Here is a 21,163-nt window from a genome sequence, read left to right as displayed (position 1 = left end):
GGGCGCCGCCGGGCGGGGGTGCCTCAGTGGAGCCGGTCGACCAGCGCGCCGAGCGCGCGTCGGTCCACGAGGTCCGGGTCCGTGCCGGTGCCCAGGAAGAGCGCGACCTCGCGCGCGAACGCGATCCCGGGCGCGGGCGGGGCGGTGAGCAGGTCGGCCTGCGCCTCCGGCGCCTCGGCGCCGCGGGTGCGGCGGATCACGGGTGCGTGCCGCGCGTCGCGGTCCGTCATCACGTGCACGAAGCCGCCGACGGTGACCTGGGGCAGGGCCTGCTGCCACGCCATCATCGCGGGGCCGAGCAGCGGCGGGGCCACGGGACGGCCCCGGGAGCGCAGGTCCGACCCGTCCCAGGTGTAGGTCCCCTCCGGGACCATGACGGAGCCGATCAGCGCCAGGCGGTGGCCGCACAGCACCGCGTGGTCCACGTCGAGGTGCCGTCCCCAGCGCCCGTCCAGCCGCAGCCCGGTCAGGACCCGGGCGGCCGGGAGCGCGTCCGCCACGTGGCGCAGCAGCACGTCGAGGGTGCGGGCCTGCCGCAGGACTCGGTGCTCGTCCGGCAGGATCCCGCGCGGCCGCGGTGCCCCGTGGACGCGTTGGCTCGATCGCGGCAGGTCCAGCACGGTCGGGTCGGCCTCCGCCTCGCCGGGCGGGGGCTCGTAGCGCACGGGGCGGGCGGCACGTCCGCCGGGTCCGGACGGTCCCGACGGTCTCACCCGCCCTGATCCGGCCCGCGCGCGGGGGTCGCGGGCTCGGGCGACGTCGGGTCCGGGCAGCGAGAGGTCGTACCGGCGCCGGGCCTCGGCATCGCCGAGCAGGTCCCACGCCCGCGTCACGGCCCGGAAGGCGGCGGGGTCGCCACCGACGTCGGGGTGCGCGGCCCGGGCCGCGCGGCGGTAGGCCCGCCGGACCTCCTCGGCCGTCGCGTCGCGGGGCACGCCCAGGACCTCGTAGGCGGTGCGGTGCTCCTCGGCCGCGCTCACGGCGTGGGGTCCGGGCCGGGGGAGGCGTGCCCCTCGTGGTGCAGGCGCAGGAACAGCATGCCGTCGTCGTGGAGCACCTGGACCAGCTGCAGCCGGGAGGGGAGGCCGGGGCCGTCCTCCCCGGTCAGGACGCGGCCGGGAGCGGGTCCGGCCAGCAGCGGCGCCACGGTGAGGTGCACCTCGTCCACGAGGCCGGCCGCCGCGAGGCTGCCGAACAGGCGCGGTCCGCCCTCGCAGTGGACGACGCGGGCGCCGCGCGCGTGCAGGGTCCCCACCACGGTCTGGGGGTCCACGTGCTCCTGGCCGACCGCCAGCACGTCCGCGCGCGCGGCCAGCGCCGTCGCCCGCTCCGGCTCAGCCGCGAGGGCGGCCCGGGACGTGAGGATCCAGGGGCGCACCGGGGCGGCCGTGAAGAACGCGGACTCCGGGTCCAGGTCCAGGCTGCCGCTGACCACGGCCACGGGCGGGTCCGCGGGCCCGCCGGCCTCCGCGCGTCGACGCCGGTCCTCCTCGGACAGCAGCGCTCCCTCGTAGCCCTCGGCCCGGATGGTCCCGGCCCCCACGAGCACGACGTCGGCGTCGTGCCGGGACAGCGAGAGCAGCCGCTGGTCCGCGGGGGAGCCGAGCCCGCCGGCACGGCCGTCCAGGGTGGCCGCGCCGTCGGCGGAGGCGATGAACACGACGCGGACCCAGGCTCCGGGGCCGGTGTCCTCGGCCGCCGGGGCCGCGAGGGCCGCGCGGAGGGCGTCGTCATCCAGGCCGGGGCCGGTCTCGGCCAGCCGTCTCATGCCCGCACCCCGCGTCGGGCGCGGTGTTCGGTCAGGGTGCTGCGATCCGGCGGCGGGTTCTCCTGACCCATGTTGTGGACCAGGCGCGCCGGCTGACGCCAGCCGAACACGCACTCGAGCATGCGGGCCGCCGAGACGGAGGCGTCGGCGTCGTGCATGCGCAGGATCCGGGCGCCGCCGTACACGCAGGCCGCGGCCGCGGCCAGCGAGCCGGGCAGGCGCTCGTGCCGGTGCCGGTCCAGGCTCTCGCCGATGAAGTCCTTGTTCGAGACCGCGGCCAGCACGGGCAGCCCCAGGGCGGCGATCTCGTCCAGCCGCCGCGTGATCTCGAGGGTGTGCCGGGTGTTCTTGTTCAGATCGTGGCCGGGGTCCACGATGATCCTCTCCTCCGGGACGCCGAGCGCCACGGCCCGGTCGACGGTGCGCCGCAGGTGGTCGCGGACCTCCGTGACGACGTCGCCGTAGGTCGGCCGGGGGACCACGGCCCGGGGTCCGCGCACGTGGGCGAGGGAGTGGGTGACCACGAGGTGCGCGCCCGCGGCGGCCACCACCCGGCCCAGGTCCGCGTGGAACAGTCCCGTGGTGTCGTTGACGACGTCCGCCCCCGCGGCCAGGGCCGCCTCGGCCACGGCCGGCTGGAACGTGTCCGCCGAGAGGATCAGCCGGCGCGACGCCTCGGAGGACCCGGCTCCGTCCCCGCTCCGCAGGGCCGCGATCAGGGGGACCACTCGCGCCGCCTCCTCGGCCGGGTCGAGCTCCGCGCCGGGCGCGAACGGCACGCCGCCGACGTCGACCCACTCGGCTCCGGCGTCCGCCGCGGCGTGGGCCTGGGCGAGGGCGTCCTCCAGGACGGCGCCGGCGCCGTCGTCGTAGAAGGAGTCCGGGGTGCGGTTGACCACGGCCATCGTGACGATCCGGCGGCGGAAGTCGATCTCGTGGTGGGCGAACCGGTGCACCGGGTGGACGAGGGGGACGGAGGGGGTCGGCACCCGGCCATTCAACCACCGGCGCCGCACGGTGACAGTGCGCCCCGGGAGGACTATGTTTCCCTCCCGTGGCATCCACCTCGTCGCCGCGGGTCGGCCCGCGCCGGCCCCGCATCCGTCCGACCCAGCTCGTGGTCGGGTCCTTCCTCGTCGTCATCGTGACGGGCACCGGCGCACTGCTGCTGCCCGCCTCGTATCAGGGCCGCGCGCCCACCCCGCTGGAGGCCGCGTTCACGGCGACCAGCGCCACCACGGTGACGGGCCTCGGCGTCGTGGACACCCAGACGTTCTGGACACCCCTGGGCCAGGTCGTGATCCTCGCGCTCATCAAGCTCGGGGGCCTGGGCGTCATGACGTTCACGTCGCTGCTGGGGCTGGTGATCCTCCGGCGGCTCGGCCTCTCCCAGCGCCTCGACGCCGCGGCCTCCACCCGGGCCGAGGGGATCGGGGACGTGCCGCGGGTGTTGCGGACCCTGATCCTGTACTCCACGGCCGTCGAGGCCTCGGTGGCGCTGCTGCTGAGCCTGCGCTTCTGGCTGGGCGTGGGGATGTCCCCGGGCCAGGCGCTGTGGCAGGGGGTCTTCCACGCGGTCTCCGCGTTCAACAACGCCGGGTTCGCGCTGTTCAGCGACAACCTCATGGGCTTCGTCTCGGACCCGTTCATCTGCCTGCCGATCGCGGCGGCGATCATCTTGGGCGGCCTGGGCCTGCCGGTCGTGCTGACCCTGCGGCGAGACCTGCGCCGACCCGAGCGGTGGAACCTCACGGTCCGGCTCGTGCTCGCGGGCACCGCGGTGCTGCTGGTGGGCGGCACGCTCCTGTACCTCGTCCTCGAGTGGTCCAACCCGCGGACCCTGGGCGGTCTGGACCCGGCCTCGCGCGTGCTCGCGGCGTTCTTCCAGTCCGTCACGACCCGCACCGCCGGCTTCAACACCCTGGACTACGGGCAGATGCATCCCGTGACGCTCTTCGGCACCGACGTGCTCATGTTCATCGGCGGTGGCCCCGCCGGCACCGCCTCGGGCGTGAAGATCACGACGGCCAGCGTCCTGCTGTTCATCGTGCTCGCGGAGATCCGGGGGGAGGGCGCCGTCCATGCGTTCGGCCGCCGGCTCTCCCGGACCACGCACCGCGAGGCGATCACCGTGATCATGCTCTCCGCGACCGCGATCGCCGTCGCCACGATGGCGATCATGGGCCTGTCCTCGTTCACGACCGACCAGATCCTGTTCGAGTGCGTGTCCGCGTTCGGCACGGTGGGGCTGTCCACCGGCATCACCGCCCAGCTGCCGCCGGCCGCGCAGGGCATCCTGATGTTCCTCATGTTCGTCGGCCGCATCGGCCCCGCCACCGTCGCCGGCAGCCTGGCCCTGACCGACCGCACCCGCCACTTCGAGTACCCGAAGGAGAGGCCCCTCATTGGCTGATCTCACCCGTTCCCTGTTCGCCCCCCGCCGGGGCGACCGCCCCACCGTGGCCGTCCTCGGGCTCGGCCGGTTCGGCTCCGGGGTCGCCCTCGAGCTCATGGAGTCCGACTGCCACGTGCTGGGGGTCGACGCCGATCCCGGGGCCGTCCAGGCGCTCAACGGCCGGCTGACCCACGTCGTCCGCGCGGACAGCACGGACGAGGAGGCGATGCGCCAGCTCTCGGTCCACGAGATGGACCACGTCGTCGTCGCCATCGGCGGCGACCTCGCCGACTCGATCCTCACCGCCTCCCTGATGCGGCGGTTCGGGACGCACCAGCTCTGGGCCAAGGCCAACGACGACCGCCACGGCGAGATCCTGCGTCAGCTCGGCGTGGAGCACGTGGTCCACCCGGAGCGGGACATGGGCCGCCGCGTGGCTCACCTGGTCAGCACGTCCTTCCAGGACTTCGTCGAGGTCGAGCCGGGCCTGGCCATGGTCCGGGCCACGCCGCCGTCGCGCCTGCTGGGCAGGGACCTGCGAGCCACCGGGCTCGCGGGGGAGCGGGGCATGCGCGTGGTCGCCGTCCGCAGCCGCGGCACGTGGCTCTACCCGCCGAGTCACTACGTCCTCGAGCCCGAGGACACGATCCTCCTGGTGGGCCCGACCCGCGACGTCGAGCGGTTCCTCGCCCGGGACTGAGCCGGGGCACATCCGGCGCGGCTCCTAGACTGGCCGGGTGACCACCCCGGACCGCGTGCACCTGGACCACGCCGCCACCACGACGGTGCGCCCCACCGCGCTCGCGGCCCTGGCCGAGGCGGCCGCGCTGCCGGGCAACCCGGCCTCCCTCCACGCCTCGGGCCGCCGGGCCAAGCTGTGCCTCGAGGAGGCGCGGGAGCGCATCGCCGCGGCGCTCGGGGCGCACCCCACCGAGGTGATCCTCACGTCCGGGGGCACCGAGGCGGACAACCTCGCCGTCCAGGGGCTGTACCGGGCCCGCCGCGCGGCCGCGCCGGAGCGCACCCGGATCGTGCTGACCGGCATCGAGCACCACGCGGTCCTCGACGTGGTGGACTGGCTCGCCGCGCACGAGGGCGCCGAGCCGGTGCTCGTCCCGGTCGACGACGACGGGCGGGTCGACCTCGCCGCATGGGGGGCCGCGCTGGCGACCGCGCCCGAGCGGACCGCCCTGGCCACGCTGATGTGGGCCAACAACGAGATCGGCACGGTCCAGCCCGTGGCCGAGGCCGCCCGGCTCGCGGCCGACCACGGGGTCCCGATGCACACCGACGCCGTCCAGGCCCTCGGGGCGGTTCCCGTGGACTTCGCCGCGTCCGGGGCCGCGACCCTGGCCGTCTCGGGGCACAAGGTCGGCGCCCCCGTGGGTGTCGGCGCCCTGCTCGTGCGCCGGGACGTCACGCTGGAGGCCGTGGTGCACGGCGGCGGCCAGGAACGCCGCCTGCGCTCGGGCACGGTCTCGGTGGCCCTGGCCGCCGCGCTCGCGGCCGCCGTGGCGGAGGCCGTCGCGGAGCAGCCCGCCGAGGCCGCCCGCCTGGGCGGGCTGCGGGACGAGGTGATCGCCGCCGTCGACGCCCTGGACGGGGTGCGCCTGACCGGGCCGCGGGACCTCGACCCGGCGACGGGGCAGCCGCTGCCGCCGGGGACGCGCCGACTGCCCGGCAACGTCCACATCACCGTGCCGGGCCGGACGGCGGACGCGCTGCTGTTCTCCTTCGACATGGCCGGGCTGGACACCTCGTCCGGGTCGGCGTGCACCGCCGGGGTGGCCGAGCCGTCGCACGTGGTCGCGGCCCTGCCGGGGCGGACGGAGGCCGACGCGCGGGCCACCCAGCGGTTCACCCTCGGCCGGACGACGACGCAGGCCGAGGCGGCTGCGCTCATCGACGCGCTGCGGACGCTGCTGGGGCCGGGCGTCTAGACTGGACCGCCCGTCCGCCGTCGAGAGAGGAGTCCGCCCGTGAAGGTCCTGGCCGCCATGTCCGGGGGAGTCGACTCCGCCGTCGCCGCGGCGCGTGCCGTGGACGCCGGGCACGACGTCGTCGGCGTCCACCTGGCCCTGTCCCGCATGCCCGGCACGCTGCGCACCGGCTCGCGCGGCTGCTGCACCATCGAGGACGCCTCGGACGCGTGGCGCGCGTGTGAGCGGCTCGGCATCCCCTTCTACACGTGGGACTTCTCCGAGCGGTTCGCGGAGGACGTCGTGGACGACTTCGTGGCCGAGTACGAGGCCGGCCGCACGCCCAACCCGTGCATGCGCTGCAACGAGCGCATCAAGTTCGCGGCGCTGCTCGAGCGGGCCCTCGAGCTGGGCTTCGACGCCGTCTGCACCGGCCACTACGCCGCCGTGCGGCCCGGTCCGGACGGCTCGCTGGAGCTGCACCGCGCCGCGGACGACGCGAAGGACCAGTCCTACGTGCTCGGCGTGCTGACGGCGGATCAGCTCGCCCACTGCCTCTTCCCGCTCGCGGAGACGCCGTCCAAGGAGCTCGTGCGCGCCGAGGCGGCCGAGCGCGGCCTGTCCGTGGCGGCGAAGCCGGACTCCCACGACATCTGCTTCATCCCCGACGGCGACACCCGCGGCTGGCTGGCCGAGCGCATCGACCTGGCCCCCGGCCCCATCGTGGACGCGGAGGGACAGGAGCTCGGCACCCACGCGGGCGCCCAGGCGTTCACGGTCGGCCAGCGCAAGGGCCTGGCCATCGGCCGTCCCGCGCCCGACGGCAAGCCCCGGTTCGTGCTCGAGGTGCGGCCCAAGGAGAACACCGTGGTCGTCGGCGGGCGTGAGCTGCTCGACGTCGACCGCATCACCGGCATCCGACCGTCGTGGGCCGGCGCCCCGGTGCCCGAAGCCCGCACGGGTGCCTGGTTCGACTGTGCGCTGCAGTTCCGGGCCCACGGCGAGATCGTCGAGGCCCGCGCCCGCCAGCGCGCGGACGCGGCGGGGCATCCGGGGTGGGAGATCGAGCCGGTGCGCCCCCTGCGCGGCGTGGCTCCCGGTCAGACGGCCGTCCTGTACCGGGGCACCCGCGTGCTCGGCCAGGCCACCATCGACACCGCCCGCAATGCCCGGCTGTCCGCCCCCGCGGATGCGTAGGCTTCGGCCATGAGCCCGGACTACGACCCCCACGCCAGCTCGCTGCCCGGCACCGCGGACCCGGCGGTCCTCGACGAGCTCTTCGCGATCCGCGGCAGCATCGACAACATCGACGCCTCGCTCGTCTACCTGCTGGCCGAGCGGTTCAAGTTCACGCAGCGGGTCGGTGCGCTGAAGGCCCGGCACGACCTGCCGCCCTCGGACCCCGGGCGTGAGGCCGCCCAGATCGCGCGGCTGCACCGGCTCGCGCTCGAGGCGGACCTCGAGCCCGCGTTCGCCGAGAAGTTCCTGAACTTCATCATCGCCGAGGTCATCCGCCACCACCGCGCGCTGGCGGCCGAGGGTCGGCCGGACGCCGAGGCGGAGCCGGGGGCGGGCTCCGGGGACGCGGATGACTGAGGCCGCCCACGACGACGGCGCCACCGGCCCCGTCGCCCTCGGCGGCACGCCGTGGCGCGGCACCGACGTCGCCGAGGCGCAGCGCGTCACGCTCGGCGAGCTCGGCGCGGACCACTGGCCGGTGCTCCCCGAGCTGCCCGATCGCGGACCCGGCGCCGACGCCACCGGCCGCTCGGCCGCCCTTCTGCAGGAGCTGGCCGTCGACCTGCAGCCGCACGGCTGGCGGGTCAGCCCGCCCGGGGCCGCCGGCTCCGGCCGTGACCGACGCCGCGCCGTCTCCCTCTGGCGCGAGGACGCACACCGCTGGGCGGACACCGCGGGGGACGAGGGCGCCGTCGTCGAACGTCTGGCCGTGCGGGTGCGCGGCCCGCTCAGCCTGCTCGCCGGCCTCTGGCTGCCCGGGGGAGAGCGCGTCCTCGGCGACCACGGCGCCCGCCGCGACGTCGCCGAGTCCTATCTCGAGGGACTGCAGGACGCCCTGCCCCGCCTCCGAAGGGCCACCGGGGCGGCCCGCCTCGGCGTCGTCGTCGACGAGCCGTGGGCGGCGGCCGTCCTCGCCGGGACCCTGCCCACCGCGAGCGGGTACCGCACCGTCCGGTCGCTGCCGCGCGAGGAGGCCCGCGGGCTGTGGCGCGCCGCCCTCGACGGGCTCACCGCCCTGCCCGATGTCGCCCGGGTGTGGCTCGCGCCGGGCCGCCGGGCCGCCTCCCCGGGGGCCGAGCTGCCCGGGCCCGCCGCGCTGGCGGCGCTGACGGGAGAGTCCCTGCCCAGGCCTGACGCAGCTGCGGACGCGCCCGCCCCGGCCCCGGTCTCGCTCGTGGTGGGCGTGGGCCCCCTCGACGACGGCGCGGACGGTTCGCCCGGCACCCGCGAGGCGTGGGAGGCCGCGGCCGGCTGGGCCGACGTCGGGCGCGGGCTGACCCTGGCCCCCGCACCGGGCGTGCGCCCGGTCGACGTCGTCCGCACGTGGGACCGGCTGGGGGTGGACCCCGGACGGGTGGGCGACGTCGGCCTCACGGCGGCGGGGTCGCACGACCCCGCCGTGCTCCGCACTCTGCGGCGGGACGCGGAGGAGCTGGCCGCACGGCTTGCCGAGCTGCGCAGCTGAGCCGCCGCCCCGACGGACCGGGGCGACCTCCGGCGTCGTCCGCCGTGGACGGGCCCGCCCGGCGGGTATCATCGGGCTGATCCTGAAAATTTCCTGTGCCCGGGGCCGGTCCCGCTCGCGGCGCCGGGGGGAGCGCTGACGAGGAGGTCAGGATGGGCAAGGCCAAGATCCTGGTGGTGGACGACGACGAGGCGCTGGCCGAGATGATCGGCATCGTCCTGCGCAATGACGGCTTCGAGCCGGCGTTCGCCGCGGACGGCACCTCCGCACTGCCCGCGTTCCACCGCGAGCGCCCCGATCTCGTGCTGCTGGACCTCATGCTCCCCGGCATCGACGGCATCGAGGTCTGCAGGCTCATCCGATCCGAGTCGGACGTGCCGATCGTGATGCTCACGGCCAAGTCGGACACGGCGGACGTCGTGCGCGGCCTCGAGTCGGGTGCGGACGACTACGTGCCCAAGCCGTTCAAGCCGGCCGAGCTCGTGGCCCGCGTCCGGGCCCGCCTGCGTGAGGGGGAGGCCAAGCCGGCGGAGGTCCTGCACATCGGGGACCTCGAGATCGACGTGGCGGGCCACCAGGTCACCCGCGGCGGGGTCGGCATCGCCCTCACCCCGCTGGAGTTCGACCTCCTCGTGGCCCTCGCCCGGCGGCCGCGCCACGTCTTCACCCGCGAGATGCTGCTGGAGGAGGTCTGGGGCTACCGGCACCAGGCCGACACCAGGCTCGTGAACGTCCACGTCCAGCGCCTGCGCTCCAAGGTCGAGCCGGATCCCGAGAACCCGTGCGTCGTGCTGACCGTCCGCGGCGTCGGGTACAAGGCCGGCCAGGGCTGAGCGCATGACTGTGCCCGGCCCGGGTCTGAGCGCGGCCCCGGCGGCCGAGGCCGGCGCCGAGCCGGTCGAGCCCGCCGCCGGCCGCCCACGGTCGTGGGTCCCCGGCCCCGCGTGGCGAGCGCTGCGCCGCCGGTGGCGCCGGTCCCTGCGGCTGCGCACGGCGGTGCTCGCGGCCCTGCTCTCGATCCTCGCGGGACTCGTGGTCGCCGCGTTCCTGACGCAGCAGATCACCCAGGCCCTCTTCGAGGCCCGCTACGAGCAGGTCCAGGCCGAGGCCCGCCGTGGCCTGAGCCAGGTGCGCGAGACGTTCGCGCAGACCACCGCCACGGACGCGCAGAGCACGGACGTGCTGGTGACCCAGACCCTGCGTGCCCTCGAGGGGGACTCGGGCACCACGATCCGCCGCCGCTACCACCTCGCCCCGCTGCCGGACTCCGAGTCCGCGTACGTGGGGACGATCTCCTCCGCCGGTTTCGATCCGGTGGTGATCCCCCAGGAGCTGCAGGACGCGGTCGCCTCCGGGCCGGGCGTGTACGACGTCAGCGTGGCGCTGCCGGACCCCGGCGGCGGCACCCGGCCCGGCCTCGTGTTCGGCGCCCAGGTGGTGCTGCCCCCGGGTGCCACCTACGGGCTCTACCTCGTCTACGACCTCGCCGACGTCCAGAGCTCGCTCGACTCGGTGCTCGGTGTGCTGCTGGTGTTCGGCGTCGGCTTCCTGGTGATCAACGTGCTGGTCTCGTGGTGGGTCTCGCGGCGGGTGACCCGGCCCGTGCAGCAGGCAGCCCGGGCGGCCGAGTCCCTCTCGAGCGGCAACCTGGCCGTGCGGATGCCGGTCGACGGTGAGGACGAGATGGCCCGCCTGGGCACGTCCTTCAACCGGATGGCGGACAGCATCCAGGACCAGATCGGCCAGCTCGCCCAGCTGTCCCAGATGCAGCAGCGGTTCGTCTCGGACGTCTCCCATGAGCTGCGCACGCCGCTGACGACCGTGCGGATGGCGGCCGACGTGCTGTACGGCTCGCGCGAGGACTTCGACCCGGTCAATCGACGCTCGACCGAGCTGCTCTACCACCAGGTGGATCGCTTCCAGGCCATGCTCGCGGACCTGCTGGAGATCACCCGGTTCGACGCCGGCGCCGCCACCCCGGCCCTCGAGGCCACGGACATGCTCGAGCTGGCCCGCGACGTCGTGCTCACCTCTCAGCCGTTGGCCGATCAGATCGGCGTGCCCGTGTACGTGGTGCCCATGGACCGGGACCGCGCCGACGGCCACGTCGCCTGGGTCGACCCGCGGCGCATCGAACGGATCCTGCGCAACCTGGTGAACAACGCGATCGAGCACGCCGAGGGCCGGCCGGTGGACGTGCTCGTGGCGGCCGACGAGGACGCCGTCACGTTCGCCGTCGTGGACCACGGCATCGGCATGAGCCCCGAGCAGGTGCAGCGCGTGTTCGATCGGTTCTGGCGTGCCGACCCCGCACGCAAGCGCACCACCGGCGGGTCCGGACTGGGTCTGGCGATCGCCACCGAGGACACCCGGCTGCACGGCGGCCGGCTCGAGGCGTGGGGCGAGCTGGGGGAGGGGTCCACCTTCATGGTGACCCTGCCGCGGGCGCCGCGCCCGGCCGCGCAGGGCGCGGAGGCCCCCGAACCGATCGGCCGCTCCGTGCTGCCCATTCCGCCCCGCTACAGCACGGCGGACCGCCGGTACGCCGATGACCTGTCCCGGCCCGTCCCGCAGGAGGCGGACGCCGACGCCGTCGGCACGGTCGCGGACGTCGCCGCGGCGGCCGCGGACGCCCCGACGTCCGCGCGCCAGGCCGAGCAGGCCCTGACCGCACCGACCCGGCCGGTGCGCATGGTCCCTCCCGCCGACGGGACGGCTGCCGGGGGCTGGACCGGCGACGACGGGGCAGAGGAGGCCCGATGACCACCGTGGATCCACAGCCGCCCCGCCCGCCGCGTGTCGCCGTCTTCGCGGTGATCGTCGCCCTGGTGCTCGCCCTCAGCGGCTGCACCCAGATCCCCCAGAGCTCCGAAGTGCGCAGCGCCGACCCGGTCGACGGGGCCAGCGCGGCCGCCGACGCGCCGCAGTTCCATCCGCCGGGACCCGCCGAGTCGGACACGGCGGAGGAGGCCATCCGGGGCTTCCTGCTCGCGGGGACGAGCCCGCAGGACGACTACGCGGTGGCGCGCGAGTTCCTCGACGGGCCCGCGGCCACCCAGTGGACGCCCGGGCAGCGCACCCTCGTGTACTCGGCGGAGCCGCGCATCACCCGGGGTGACGGCGACGGGGACTACCAGATCCAGGTCGAGGTCGACTCGGAGATCGACGAGTACGGCCTGCGGACCGTCGCGCCGCCGGGGACCACGCGGGCCTGGGCGGTCACGGTGCAGAAACGGCCGCAGGGCATGCGGATCACGTCCACGGAGAACGGCACGCTGCTCTCCCAGGCGCAGTTCGGACAGCTGTTCGCCCCGCACGAGCTCGCCTTCTACGACACCGCGAAGCGCTACGTCGTGCCGGACGTGCGGTGGTTCGTCAATCGGGGCACCACCGTGACCGCGGTGACGCGAGCGCTACTGCGCGGGCCGGCACCGTATCTGGCCGGTGCGGTGGACACGGCCTTCCCGCTGCGCACCGGCACCGACCTGGCCGCGCCCACGGTGCCCGTCGACGACGACGGCGTGGCCCACGTCGACCTCACCCAGGCGGCCGCCGAAGGGGCCGACTCCGAGCGGCGGCACCGCATGCGGGAGCAGCTGAAGCTGACCCTGACGGGCCTCCAGTCGGTCAAGGAGGTTGAGGTGACCGTCGCCGGCGCCCAGCTGTCCACGTCGGGAGACGACAGCCCCGCCCCGGTCCAGACCGACCCCGCCGTCGGATCGGTCCAGGTGGGCATCGACACGGCGACGGGCGGACTCGTGTACGTGCAGGGGACCAGCGTCACGCCGGTGGGCGGCGCCCCGGACGTCACCGCGCTCGATCCGGTCCGCCCGACGATGTCCGGCGACCGCAGCCGATTCGCGTTCGTCACCCGTGACCGGACGGCGGTCCACATCGCCGGCACGGACGGCTCCCTGCGGGAGGTGCTGCGCGGCACCGGGCTCACCGTCCCGTCGCTGGACCTCCTGGGCTGGGTGTGGGCGGCCGACCGGGGGACGACCTCGCGGATCCGCGCCGTCTCGGCCCAGCCCGGCGGGCAGGAGCGCATCGTGACGGCCACGTGGCTGCGGCCCGGCGAGCGGATCGTCGACCTGCGGTTGTCCCGGAGCGGGGCCCGGGCCGCGATGCTCGTCGACGACGGCCAGCGGACCACTCTGCGCGTGTCCGGCGTCGTGCGCGGTTCGGACGGGGTGCCGAACGCCCTGACCGAGCCGATCCTGCTGCCCTCCTCCGGGTCGGAGGACTCGGTGGAGTGGGCCGGCGACACGAACCTGCTCGTCTCGGCGTACGCCGAGAAGCCGGACGAGCGCGTGGTGCCGCGGATCGTCTCGATCGACGGCACCGTCCGGGAGCTCAACCCGCTGGGCGGTCTGCGGGGGATCTCCGCCGGCGACGACGGCGCCTATTACGCGGAGACGGAGGAGTTCGTGTTCCTGCTGGTGGGCTCCTCGTGGCGGGCGCAGGAGCTCGACCGCGGGGTGCGAAACCTCTCGTTCCCGGACTGAGCCGGGCCCGCGCCGGGCGCCCGTCGTCCATTCCTGCACAGCCGCCCCGTCCCGCACAGCGGCCCGCCCCGGCGCCCGGACGGCGGTGGCGTGCGGTGGACTCATCGCATGCCTTCCCCGCCGTCCTCCCCGTCCCCGGCGTCGGCGTTCAGCGCCCTCGGTCGGGCCCTGGCCGACCTGGTCCTGCCCGCCGAGTGCGCGGTGTGCGCGGCGCCGGGCCACCGGCTCTGCCCGGCCTGCGCGGAGGGACTGACCGCCGCCCTGTCCCTGCCCTTCCGGGCGGAGCAGGACGCCCCGGCCCTGCCCTTGGGCCCCGGCGGCGCTCCCCTGCCGGTGATGGCGGCCGGTCGCTACGCAGAACCGCTGGCGGCCGCCGTGCTCGCGTTCAAGGACCATCACGCGCTGCACCTGCGCGGCGTGCTGGGCGAGGCCCTCTGCCGGACCGTCGCCGCGGCGCGCCTCGAGCCGGACCTGCCCGGGGCACCGCACGCCCTGCTCGTCCCGGTCCCGGGCGGCGCGGTCGGATTCCGACGGCGCGGCTACGACCCGCTCGTCGAGCTCACCCGGGCGCTGCCGGCGCCGTGGCTGGTCTCCGACGCCGTCCGCGCTCGGCTGCTGCCCCGCGCGAGCACGCTCCGGGGTGGCGGCCCGTCCCATGCGGGCGCCGGGGCGGGCCAGCGCCGCCGGCGGGCCCGGGACTGGCGCGTCGTCGCCGGACGGCTGCCGGCCCGCGCGCCCGTCCTGCTCGTGGACGACGTCCTCACCACCGGCGCCACCCTCGCCGCGCTCGCGGAGGCGGTGCGCCGCGCCGGCGGGCACCCTGTCGGGGCCGTCGTGCTCGCGGCCGTGGCCCCGCCGCGGGATCCCGCCGAGCCTGGCCCCCGGCCAGGCCCCCGGGTAGGGTGAACGGCACGGAATCGCCCCTACGGTTCCCGTCCTGCCGACGGCTGGAAGGAGGTCGCCCCCTCGGACCCGCCGCCGCCCTGCGGACGCGACACCGAGGCGCACCTCCCCTCCCGAGGCCGGACCCGTGAGAGTCGGACCAGGAGGACGCCATGACCATGGATGTCAGCTACATCGCCCGCAACCTCAGGCTCCCGGAGAGCTTCCGCGACCATGTCGTCGAGCGCACCGAGCGCCTCCAGCCGCTCGCCGAGGGCGCCGACACGCTCGAGGTCCGCGTGACGAAGGCCTCCCACCACAAGCACTCGGACGAGACGGTCCGCGTGGAATTGACGGTCCGCGGCCCGCGGGACGTCGTGCGGGCTGAGGCCGACGCGGACGACAAGCTGGCAGCCTTCGACCAGGCCGCCACCCGACTGACCGAGCGCCTGCGGCGCATGCGCGACCGCCGCAAGGACCGCCGCCACGGCAAGCTCGGCGCCTCCCGCGGTGCGGGCGAGGTCGGATTCGTGCCGCCGCTGCCGCCGTCGGGTGCCGCGCTGGCCGCGGAGGAGGCCGCCGAGCAGGATGCCCCCGAGGTGGGCACCCCGGTGCGCATCCGCCAGAAGGCGTTCCCCGCGACCCCCATGAGCGTGGACGAGGCCGTGGACGCGATGGAGTTGGTGGGTCATGACTTCTTCCTCTTCCAGAACGCCGAGACCGGCGTGCCCTCCGTGGTCTACCGCCGCCGGGGCTGGAGCTACGGAGTGATCCGCCTGGACGAGTCCCTCCCGCAGGATCACGTCTCCGCCTCCGAGGGGGAGCGGGCCTACCAGGCGCGGGAGGACTGACCGCCCCGCCGACGTCGACCACGACCTGCTGACGCCGCGGCGCCCTTCCCCTCCGGGACGGGCGCCGCGGCCCGTCCGGACTCGGCCCGTACACTGTCCCGGAGACCGCGCCACGGCCGAGCGCGAGGGGCACCCCGTCCCGCCCCGGCCACACCGCAAGGGAGCAGAGAACCAGTGCCTTCGATCATCGACCGCGTCCTGAAGATCTCGGACAATCGCGTCCTCAAGCGCATGCAGGCCACGGTGGACGCCGTGAACCTCCTCGAGGACGACTTCCGGGCGCTCAGCGACGCGGAGCTGCGCGCCGAGACGGACGCGCTCCGAGCCCGGCATGCGGACGGCGAGTCGTTGGACCTGCTCCTGCCGGAGGCGTTCGCCGCGGTCCGGGAGGCCGCGGGACGCACGCTCGGCCAGCGGCACTACGACGTCCAGCTGCTCGGCGGCATCGCGCTGCACCAGGGCAACATCGCGGAGATGAAGACCGGCGAGGGCAAGACCCTCGTGGCCACCGCTCCGGCCTACCTCAACGCGCTGTCCGGCAGGGGCGTGCACGTGGTGACGGTCAACGACTTCCTCGCCTCGTACCAGGCCGACCTCATGGGCCGCGTGTTCCGCTTCCTCGGCATGCAGACGGGCGTCATCGTGGCGGGCCAGACCCCGGCCGTACGGCGCGAGCAGTACGCCGCGGACATCACCTACGGCACGAACAACGAGTTCGGCTTCGACTTCCTCCGGGACAACATGGCCTGGTCCCTCGACGAGCTCGTGCAGCGTGAACACCACTACGCGATCGTCGACGAGGTGGACTCGATCCTCATCGACGAGGCCCGCACCCCGCTGATCATCTCCGGCCCCGCCCAGGGCGAGGCCAACCGGTGGTACGGCGAGTTCGCCCGGCTGGTGCGCCGACTCGAGGCGGACACGGACTACGAGGTGGACCACAAGAAGCGCACCGTCGGCATCCTCGGTCCCGGCATCGAGAAGGTCGAGGACCACCTCGGCATCACGAACCTGTACGAGACGCAGAACACCACGCTCATCCAGTTCCTGAACAACGCGGTCAAGGCCAAGGAGCTGTTCAAGCGGGACAAGGACTACGTGGTCCTCGACGGCGAGGTGCAGATCGTCGACGAGCACACGGGCCGCGTGCTCAAGGGACGCCGCTACAACGAGGGGCTCCACCAGGCCATCGAGGCCAAGGAGGGCGTCGAGGTCAAGCCCGAGAACCAGACGCTGGCCACGGTGACCCTGCAGAACTACTTCCGCGGCTACGAGAAGCTCGCCGGCATGACGGGCACCGCCGAGACGGAGGCCGCCGAGTTCACGTCCACCTACGGCCTCGGCGTCGTCGTGATCCCGCCGAACCGGGAGCGGCAGCGCGTGGACCGCAACGACGTGGTGTACAAGAACGAGAAGGTCAAGTTCGACGCCGTCGTCGACGACATCGCCGAGCGGCACGCGAAGGGCCAGCCGGTCCTGGTGGGCACCACCTCGGTGGAGAAGTCCGAGTACCTCTCCACGCTGCTGGCCAAGCGCGGCGTCCGCCATGAGGTCCTGAACGCGAAGAACCACGCGCGCGAGGCCGCCATCGTGGCGCAGGCCGGCCGCCCGGGCGCCGTCACCGTGGCCACCAACATGGCCGGCCGCGGCACCGACATCATGCTCGGCGGCAACGCCGAGTTCACGGCGGTGGCCCGCATGCAGGAGCTGGGCCTCGACGCCGCCGAGGACCCGGAGGCGTACGAGGCCCGCTGGCCCGAGGTGCTGGCGCAGGCCGAGGCCGCCGTGGAGGACGCGCACCGCGCGGTCATCGAGGCCGGCGGCCTGTACGTGGTGGGCACCGAGCGCCACGACTCGCGCCGTATCGACAACCAGCTGCGCGGTCGTTCCGGCCGTCAGGGCGACCCGGGCGAGTCCCGGTTCTACCTCTCCCTCACGGACGAGCTCATGCGCAACTTCAACCCGGGTGTGGCCCAGCGGATCATGAACAGCCCGTCGATCCCGGACGACATGGCGCTCGAGTTCGGCTTCGTCTCGAAGGCGATCCAGAACGCGCAGGCGCAGGTCGAGGGGCGCAACGCCGAGCAGCGCAAGAACGTGCTCAAGTACGACGACGTGATGAACCGCCAGCGCGAGGCCATCTACACGGACCGCCGTTCGATCCTCGAGGGGGAGGACCTGCAGGACCGGGTGCGCCGCTTCGTGGAGGACGCCGTCGGGAACATCGTGGACGCGGCCACCGAGGAGGGCCAGGCCACCGACTGGGACCTCGACCAGCTGTGGCGGGACCTGGCAGAGCTCTACCCCGTGGGCATCTCGCAAGAGGACGTCCTCGACGAGGTCGGCGGCCGGGGCCGGCTCAAGGCCGAGGTCCTCAAGCGCGAACTCGTTTCCGATGCGCTCCTGGCGTACGAGGACCGGGAGGCGCAGGTGGGATCTGAGGCGCTGCGGGAGGCGGAGCGTCGCGTGGTGCTCGCCACCATCGGGCGCCGCTGGCAGGAGCATCTCTACGAGATGGACTACCTCAAGGAGGGCATCGGGCTGCGCGCGATGGCCCAGCGCGAGCCCCTCGTGGAGTACCAGCGCGAGGGCTACACGATGTTCCAGAACATGCTCGCCGCCATCCGCGAGGACGCCGTGCGCACGCTGTTCCAGGCGCAGATCAGTGCGGCCCCCGCGCCGACGTCGCTGCCCGGCGTCCAGGACGCCCGCGCCGTGACGATGGCCCCGCAGATCTCGGTGGAGGGCATCGACGCCCCGCAGCGCCCGGCGCAGCTGCGTTTCACCGGTCCGTCCGAGGACGGGCAGAGTGCGGTCACCCGCAGTGGCACGGACTCCGGCGCCACGGTCGCGGCGGGCACGAACCGCCGCTCCCGCCGTCAGGCGGAGCGCCGCGGCCGCCGCGGCTGACCGGCATCCCGCGACGACGCAGGACGAGGGCCCGCAGACCTCCTGGTCTCCGGGCCCTCGATCGTCAGTCCGACGGGACGATCCGGCTCAGCCGATCTCGACCGACGTCACCTTCCACCGGCTGAGCCGCCGCTCGAGTCGGAGTGCGAAGGCCCGGGCCCGGCCCTCCCACAGCACCGTCGCACTGGCCTCCACCCGGCCGGGTGCGACCTCGCACACGCGGGCGCCCACCGGGCGGGGTGCGGACGCGGACGCCCGGGGCGGGACGGCCGCGGCGGGTCGTCGACCGGGCCCGGTCGGCGCGACGGCGCCCAGCAGCTCCATGCGACGGGTCAACTTGTCCAGGACCTCGGGCGAGAGCCAGGCGGAGAGGTCCCGCAGGGCACGGCGGCCCGTCTCGACCTCGACGCAGGCGACGGCGATCACGGCGGCGAGCGAGCGGACGCGGCGCAGCTCCTCGCGCCCCTGTTCGGTGCGGGCGCGCCGGGCGATCTCCTCCCCGCGGGGCAGGACCGCGGGGCTGTGGGCGGGCCCGTGGAGGAGGGTGTCGGCGGTGCGCCGGGCGGAAGCGGTGCGGGGGCGGGTGGCGAGGGCGGTCATGGCGGTCTCCTGAGGACGAGGCGAAGCGGGGGAGTGCAGGGTCGTGGATGTCATGGCCGTGGTCCGTCCACGCCGGCGTGCGGGGCGAACACGGGAGAGGTCAGCACGGTGCCGGGCAGCAGCAGGTGCGGGTCGTCGCCGATCACTCGCCGGTTGGCCTCGTACCAGCGGCGCCACCGGGCGTCGATCTCTCGGGGGGTCGCGTCCGGGCCGAGCTCGGCGGCGGCGAGGTGCCACAGGCAGTCGCCGCGCCGGACGGTGACGGTGGGGTGGTCCGGATCTGCGCGGCCGGTGCCGGCACCCGGCGGGGCCGGCGCCGGGGGCCGGGGCGTCCACGCGGCGTCCGGCGCCGGGGCCTCGACGCCGGTGGCGTGCGCGGGGGACGCGGCCACGGTCCAGGAGGCGTCCGGCACGGGACGAGCCGTGTCCGCCCACGCGGCCGGCGCCGCGAGCAGCTGGGCACCGACGACGGCGCCGGCCACGCGTCCGAGCAGGGCGGGAGTGAGGCTCCGGCCCAGGCGGGCCCAGGCCGGCCGACCCGCACGGCGCCCCAGCGCGAGAAGCGCCAGCCCGAGCAGGCCCACCGCCCACCACGCGAGCAGTCCGAGCCCCGCGAGACCGGCACCGAGGCCCAGCACGCGGGTCAGTTCCGCCGCCGGCGCGCTGGGGTCCGTCTGCAGCAGCGCCGCGGCACAGGCGAGCAGGCCGGGTCCGGCCAGAAGCAGGACGGTGAGGCCGACGGCGTCCGCCGCGTCGACCGGCCGGGTCGGGGCCGGGCCGGCCGGTGATGTCGTGCGCTCCATGGATTCCCCTCCTGTGCGTTCGTCCGGCCGGGATCCCGCGATCAGGCCGGTGATGATGACCACAGTGAACTGCACGGCCCGATGGGTGTCAAGAGTGATGTTTGATGATGTTTGACGATGCCCGGCACGGCTGCTGAGCCTCCTATGCTGAGCGCATGCGGTGGAACGGACTCTTCGACGACCTGGAGGCGCACTGGGTCGACCTCGGATGGCAGGAGACGGTGGCCGAGGCCGCGGAGCTGACCCGAGCGGAGTGGATGGCGCTGTCCCTGGCGGACCGCCTGCGCGGAGCCCGCGGGCGGCAGGTCCGGCTCCACCTGGCCTGGGGCGAGGCCGTGGACGGAGTGGTGCACACGGTGGGCCAGGGCTGGGTCGGCGTGCACGTCGACGGCTCGGGATCGGCGATCGTCGCGGTGGACTGCGTGGCGGCCGTGGAGGCCGACCTGACCCGGGCCGCTCTCGCGCCCGAGCTCGCTGCGGCCGGCTGGGGGACGGTGCTGCGCGGCATCGCGCGGACGCGCCAGCCGGTGGCAGTGACGGGGCGCCTCGGCGCGGCACTGGCGGAGGGCACCGTGGACCGGGTCGGCGGCGATCACCTCGACATCGCCCGCCACCCGCGGGATGAGGCCCGGCGGGCCGCGGCCGTCCGCGGGCGGCTCATCATCCCGTTCGGGGCGCTGGGGACGGTCCGGACCGCGCTGCGTCCTGCCTGAGCAGATCGTGTGGGCTCAGCGGGCCTTCGCGTCCGCCTCGGTCCATTCCCGGACGCGGGCGCGAGTCACTTCCTTCTGACGCTCCACGTAGTCCTCGAGCCAGGACACCTCGATGCGCCACTGGCCGCGGCCCCCGACCTGGATGGCCTGCAACTCACCCGAGCGGACCAGGGCGCGGGCGGCCTGACCGGAGATGTTCAGGGTCTCCGCGACATCGGTCAGGGTGAGAAAGCGCTGCACGGTGCTCCTTCGGTCGAGGCGTCCAGGACGGTCGCGGTCGGCCCACGACGTCGACCCATTCAACCCCGGGATCACCCCGAGGCGACACTTTTCCACAGCGCACGCGGCGGATCCGGCGATCCACGGCAGCGGCGGTTACCCTGGGCGCAGCGCGGAGGGGCCGACACCGACGGGGTGCCGGGGCCGCGGCGGCCCGAGAGGCCGGTCCGAAGGGGGAACATCCGGTGTCCACGACCATGTCCGCGTCCGCCGAGGGCGGCCGTCTGCGCCGGCCCCGCTGGCGGGATCCCCGGCTCCTCGTCGGTCTCGTGCTCGTCCTCGCCTCGATCGCCGGCGTCGTGGCGCTGGTCGCCTCCTCGCAGCGGACCGCCGCGTACTGGACGGCCGCGGAGGACCTGCCCCCGGGAACGCCCATCGCGGCCGGGGACCTGCGGCCCGTGGAGGTGAACCTCAGCGAGGCCGGCGAGCGGTACCTCAGCGCCGATGCTCCGGCGCCCGAGGGGCGGATGGTCTCCGGGACGGTCCGGGCCGGCGAGCTGCTGCCGGCGGCGGCACTGGTGGACGCGGACCCGGACGGCCGTCGTCCCGTCGGGGTGGCCCTGGACGAGCCGCTGCCGTCCGGCGTGGGCGTGGGGGACCGCGTGGACGTCTGGGTGGCCATGCCCGCCGAGGGAGGCCGCGGCCATGCGGACCCGGCCCGGCTGGCCGAGGCGCTCGAGATCTCCGAGGTCACGGCGGAGCAGAGTGGCTTCGGCGGCTCGGGCACCACCCGGGTGCAGCTGCTGGCACCGGAGGAGACCCTGCCGCGCATCGTGGACGCGAAGGTCAAGGACGCGCGGGTCACCCTCGTGCCGGCCCACGGGGTGCGCTGAC

The 21,163-nt window shown here is 75.0% G+C and carries 20 protein-coding genes; 14 read left to right on the top strand and 6 right to left on the bottom strand.

Going from position 1 to position 21,163, the window contains the following annotated elements; all coding sequences use genetic code 11:
- Positions 1-23: 23 nt before the first annotated feature.
- The 3 genes from AC3RKA_RS07235 to folP are packed head-to-tail and all read right to left on the bottom strand — an operon-like array spanning position 24 to position 2,757.
- Positions 24-980 carry a J domain-containing protein gene (locus tag AC3RKA_RS07235; RefSeq protein WP_363739232.1) on the bottom strand — a complete coding sequence of 319 codons (957 nt, stop codon included), beginning with the start codon at positions 978-980 and terminating at the stop codon, positions 24-26.
- Positions 977-1,768 (bottom strand): pyrimidine reductase family protein, encoded by a 792-nt coding sequence (locus tag AC3RKA_RS07230; protein WP_489727037.1) that lies wholly within the window; start codon positions 1,766-1,768, stop codon positions 977-979. Before AC3RKA_RS07230 ends, AC3RKA_RS07235 begins: the two co-directional genes overlap by 4 nt.
- Positions 1,765-2,757 carry a dihydropteroate synthase gene (gene folP / locus AC3RKA_RS07225; protein ID WP_065573437.1) on the bottom strand — a complete coding sequence of 331 codons (993 nt, stop codon included), beginning with the start codon at positions 2,755-2,757 and terminating at the stop codon, positions 1,765-1,767. The genes AC3RKA_RS07230 and folP overlap by 4 nt, the downstream gene beginning before the upstream one ends.
- 65 nt (positions 2,758-2,822) lie before the next feature.
- Here folP and AC3RKA_RS07220 point away from each other — a divergent pair, with 65 nt between their 5' ends.
- The 12 genes from AC3RKA_RS07220 to secA all read left to right on the top strand — a co-directional run bounded on the left by AC3RKA_RS07220 (position 2,823) and on the right by secA (position 17,934).
- Positions 2,823-4,181 (top strand): TrkH family potassium uptake protein, encoded by a 1,359-nt coding sequence (locus AC3RKA_RS07220; RefSeq protein ID WP_489727036.1) that lies wholly within the window; start codon positions 2,823-2,825, stop codon positions 4,179-4,181.
- Entirely contained in the window at positions 4,174-4,863 is a 690-nt protein-coding gene (locus tag AC3RKA_RS07215; protein ID WP_002854886.1) for a potassium channel family protein, read from the top strand. Before AC3RKA_RS07220 ends, AC3RKA_RS07215 begins: the two co-directional genes overlap by 8 nt.
- A 37-nt stretch (positions 4,864-4,900) precedes the next feature.
- The gene (locus AC3RKA_RS07210; protein ID WP_206480903.1) at positions 4,901-6,103 is read left to right on the top strand and encodes an aminotransferase class V-fold PLP-dependent enzyme; all 1,203 of its coding nucleotides are present in this window, start codon (positions 4,901-4,903) and stop codon (positions 6,101-6,103) included.
- A gap of 39 nt (positions 6,104-6,142) precedes the next feature.
- A complete protein-coding gene (mnmA, locus tag AC3RKA_RS07205; RefSeq protein WP_431794366.1) occupies positions 6,143-7,279 on the top strand; it encodes a tRNA 2-thiouridine(34) synthase MnmA in 1,137 nt (378 codons plus the stop codon).
- 9 nt (positions 7,280-7,288) lie between these two features.
- Positions 7,289-7,678 carry a chorismate mutase gene (locus tag AC3RKA_RS07200; RefSeq protein ID WP_002854878.1) on the top strand — a complete coding sequence of 130 codons (390 nt, stop codon included), beginning with the start codon at positions 7,289-7,291 and terminating at the stop codon, positions 7,676-7,678.
- Entirely contained in the window at positions 7,671-8,786 is a 1,116-nt protein-coding gene (locus AC3RKA_RS07195) for a hypothetical protein (RefSeq protein ID WP_489727035.1), read from the top strand. The genes AC3RKA_RS07200 and AC3RKA_RS07195 overlap by 8 nt, the downstream gene beginning before the upstream one ends.
- Positions 8,787-8,938: 152 nt before the next feature.
- Entirely contained in the window at positions 8,939-9,619 is a 681-nt protein-coding gene (gene mtrA, locus AC3RKA_RS07190; RefSeq protein WP_060775403.1) for an MtrAB system response regulator MtrA, read from the top strand.
- Positions 9,620-9,623: 4 nt separating this feature from the next.
- Positions 9,624-11,549 (top strand): MtrAB system histidine kinase MtrB, encoded by a 1,926-nt coding sequence (gene mtrB, locus AC3RKA_RS07185; protein WP_489727034.1) that lies wholly within the window; start codon positions 9,624-9,626, stop codon positions 11,547-11,549.
- A complete protein-coding gene (locus AC3RKA_RS07180; protein ID WP_489727033.1) occupies positions 11,546-13,291 on the top strand; it encodes an LpqB family beta-propeller domain-containing protein in 1,746 nt (581 codons plus the stop codon). Before mtrB ends, AC3RKA_RS07180 begins: the two co-directional genes overlap by 4 nt.
- Positions 13,292-13,399: 108 nt before the next feature.
- Positions 13,400-14,197: a ComF family protein gene (locus AC3RKA_RS07175; RefSeq protein ID WP_049158897.1), complete on the top strand. Its 798-nt coding sequence runs from the start codon at positions 13,400-13,402 to the stop codon at positions 14,195-14,197.
- A 149-nt stretch (positions 14,198-14,346) separates the two neighbouring features.
- Complete coding sequence (gene hpf / locus AC3RKA_RS07170; protein WP_002854870.1) at positions 14,347-15,024, top strand: ribosome hibernation-promoting factor, HPF/YfiA family; 678 nt, start codon at positions 14,347-14,349, stop codon at positions 15,022-15,024.
- Between the two features lie 174 nt (positions 15,025-15,198).
- The gene (gene secA, locus AC3RKA_RS07165; RefSeq protein WP_145032872.1) at positions 15,199-17,934 is read left to right on the top strand and encodes a preprotein translocase subunit SecA; all 2,736 of its coding nucleotides are present in this window, start codon (positions 15,199-15,201) and stop codon (positions 17,932-17,934) included.
- An 87-nt stretch (positions 17,935-18,021) separates the two neighbouring features.
- On the opposite strand, the gene AC3RKA_RS07160 is transcribed toward secA, so the two are convergent.
- Positions 18,022-18,534: an Rv3235 family protein gene (locus AC3RKA_RS07160; RefSeq protein WP_036334342.1), complete on the bottom strand. Its 513-nt coding sequence runs from the start codon at positions 18,532-18,534 to the stop codon at positions 18,022-18,024.
- Between the two features lie 50 nt (positions 18,535-18,584).
- Entirely contained in the window at positions 18,585-19,337 is a 753-nt protein-coding gene (locus AC3RKA_RS07155) for a LysM peptidoglycan-binding domain-containing protein (RefSeq protein WP_002854864.1), read from the bottom strand.
- A gap of 155 nt (positions 19,338-19,492) precedes the next feature.
- Between AC3RKA_RS07155 and AC3RKA_RS07150 the strand changes: the two genes are divergently transcribed.
- Complete coding sequence (locus tag AC3RKA_RS07150; protein WP_002854862.1) at positions 19,493-20,050, top strand: hypothetical protein; 558 nt, start codon at positions 19,493-19,495, stop codon at positions 20,048-20,050.
- Between the two features lie 15 nt (positions 20,051-20,065).
- Here AC3RKA_RS07150 and AC3RKA_RS07145 read toward each other — a convergent pair whose 3' ends face one another.
- Complete coding sequence (locus AC3RKA_RS07145) at positions 20,066-20,290, bottom strand: helix-turn-helix domain-containing protein (RefSeq protein ID WP_002854861.1); 225 nt, start codon at positions 20,288-20,290, stop codon at positions 20,066-20,068.
- Positions 20,291-20,514: 224 nt separating this feature from the next.
- Between AC3RKA_RS07145 and AC3RKA_RS07140 the strand changes: the two genes are divergently transcribed.
- Positions 20,515-21,162, top strand: a complete 648-nt coding sequence (locus AC3RKA_RS07140) for a CpaB family protein (protein ID WP_002854857.1) — start codon at positions 20,515-20,517, stop codon at positions 21,160-21,162.
- Position 21,163: the final 1 nt, after the last annotated feature.

The organism is Micrococcus sp. iso_229 (assembly GCF_058072725.1).
Note: the sequence above shows the minus strand (reverse complement) of the source record. Positions and strands in the feature narration are given on the sequence as shown.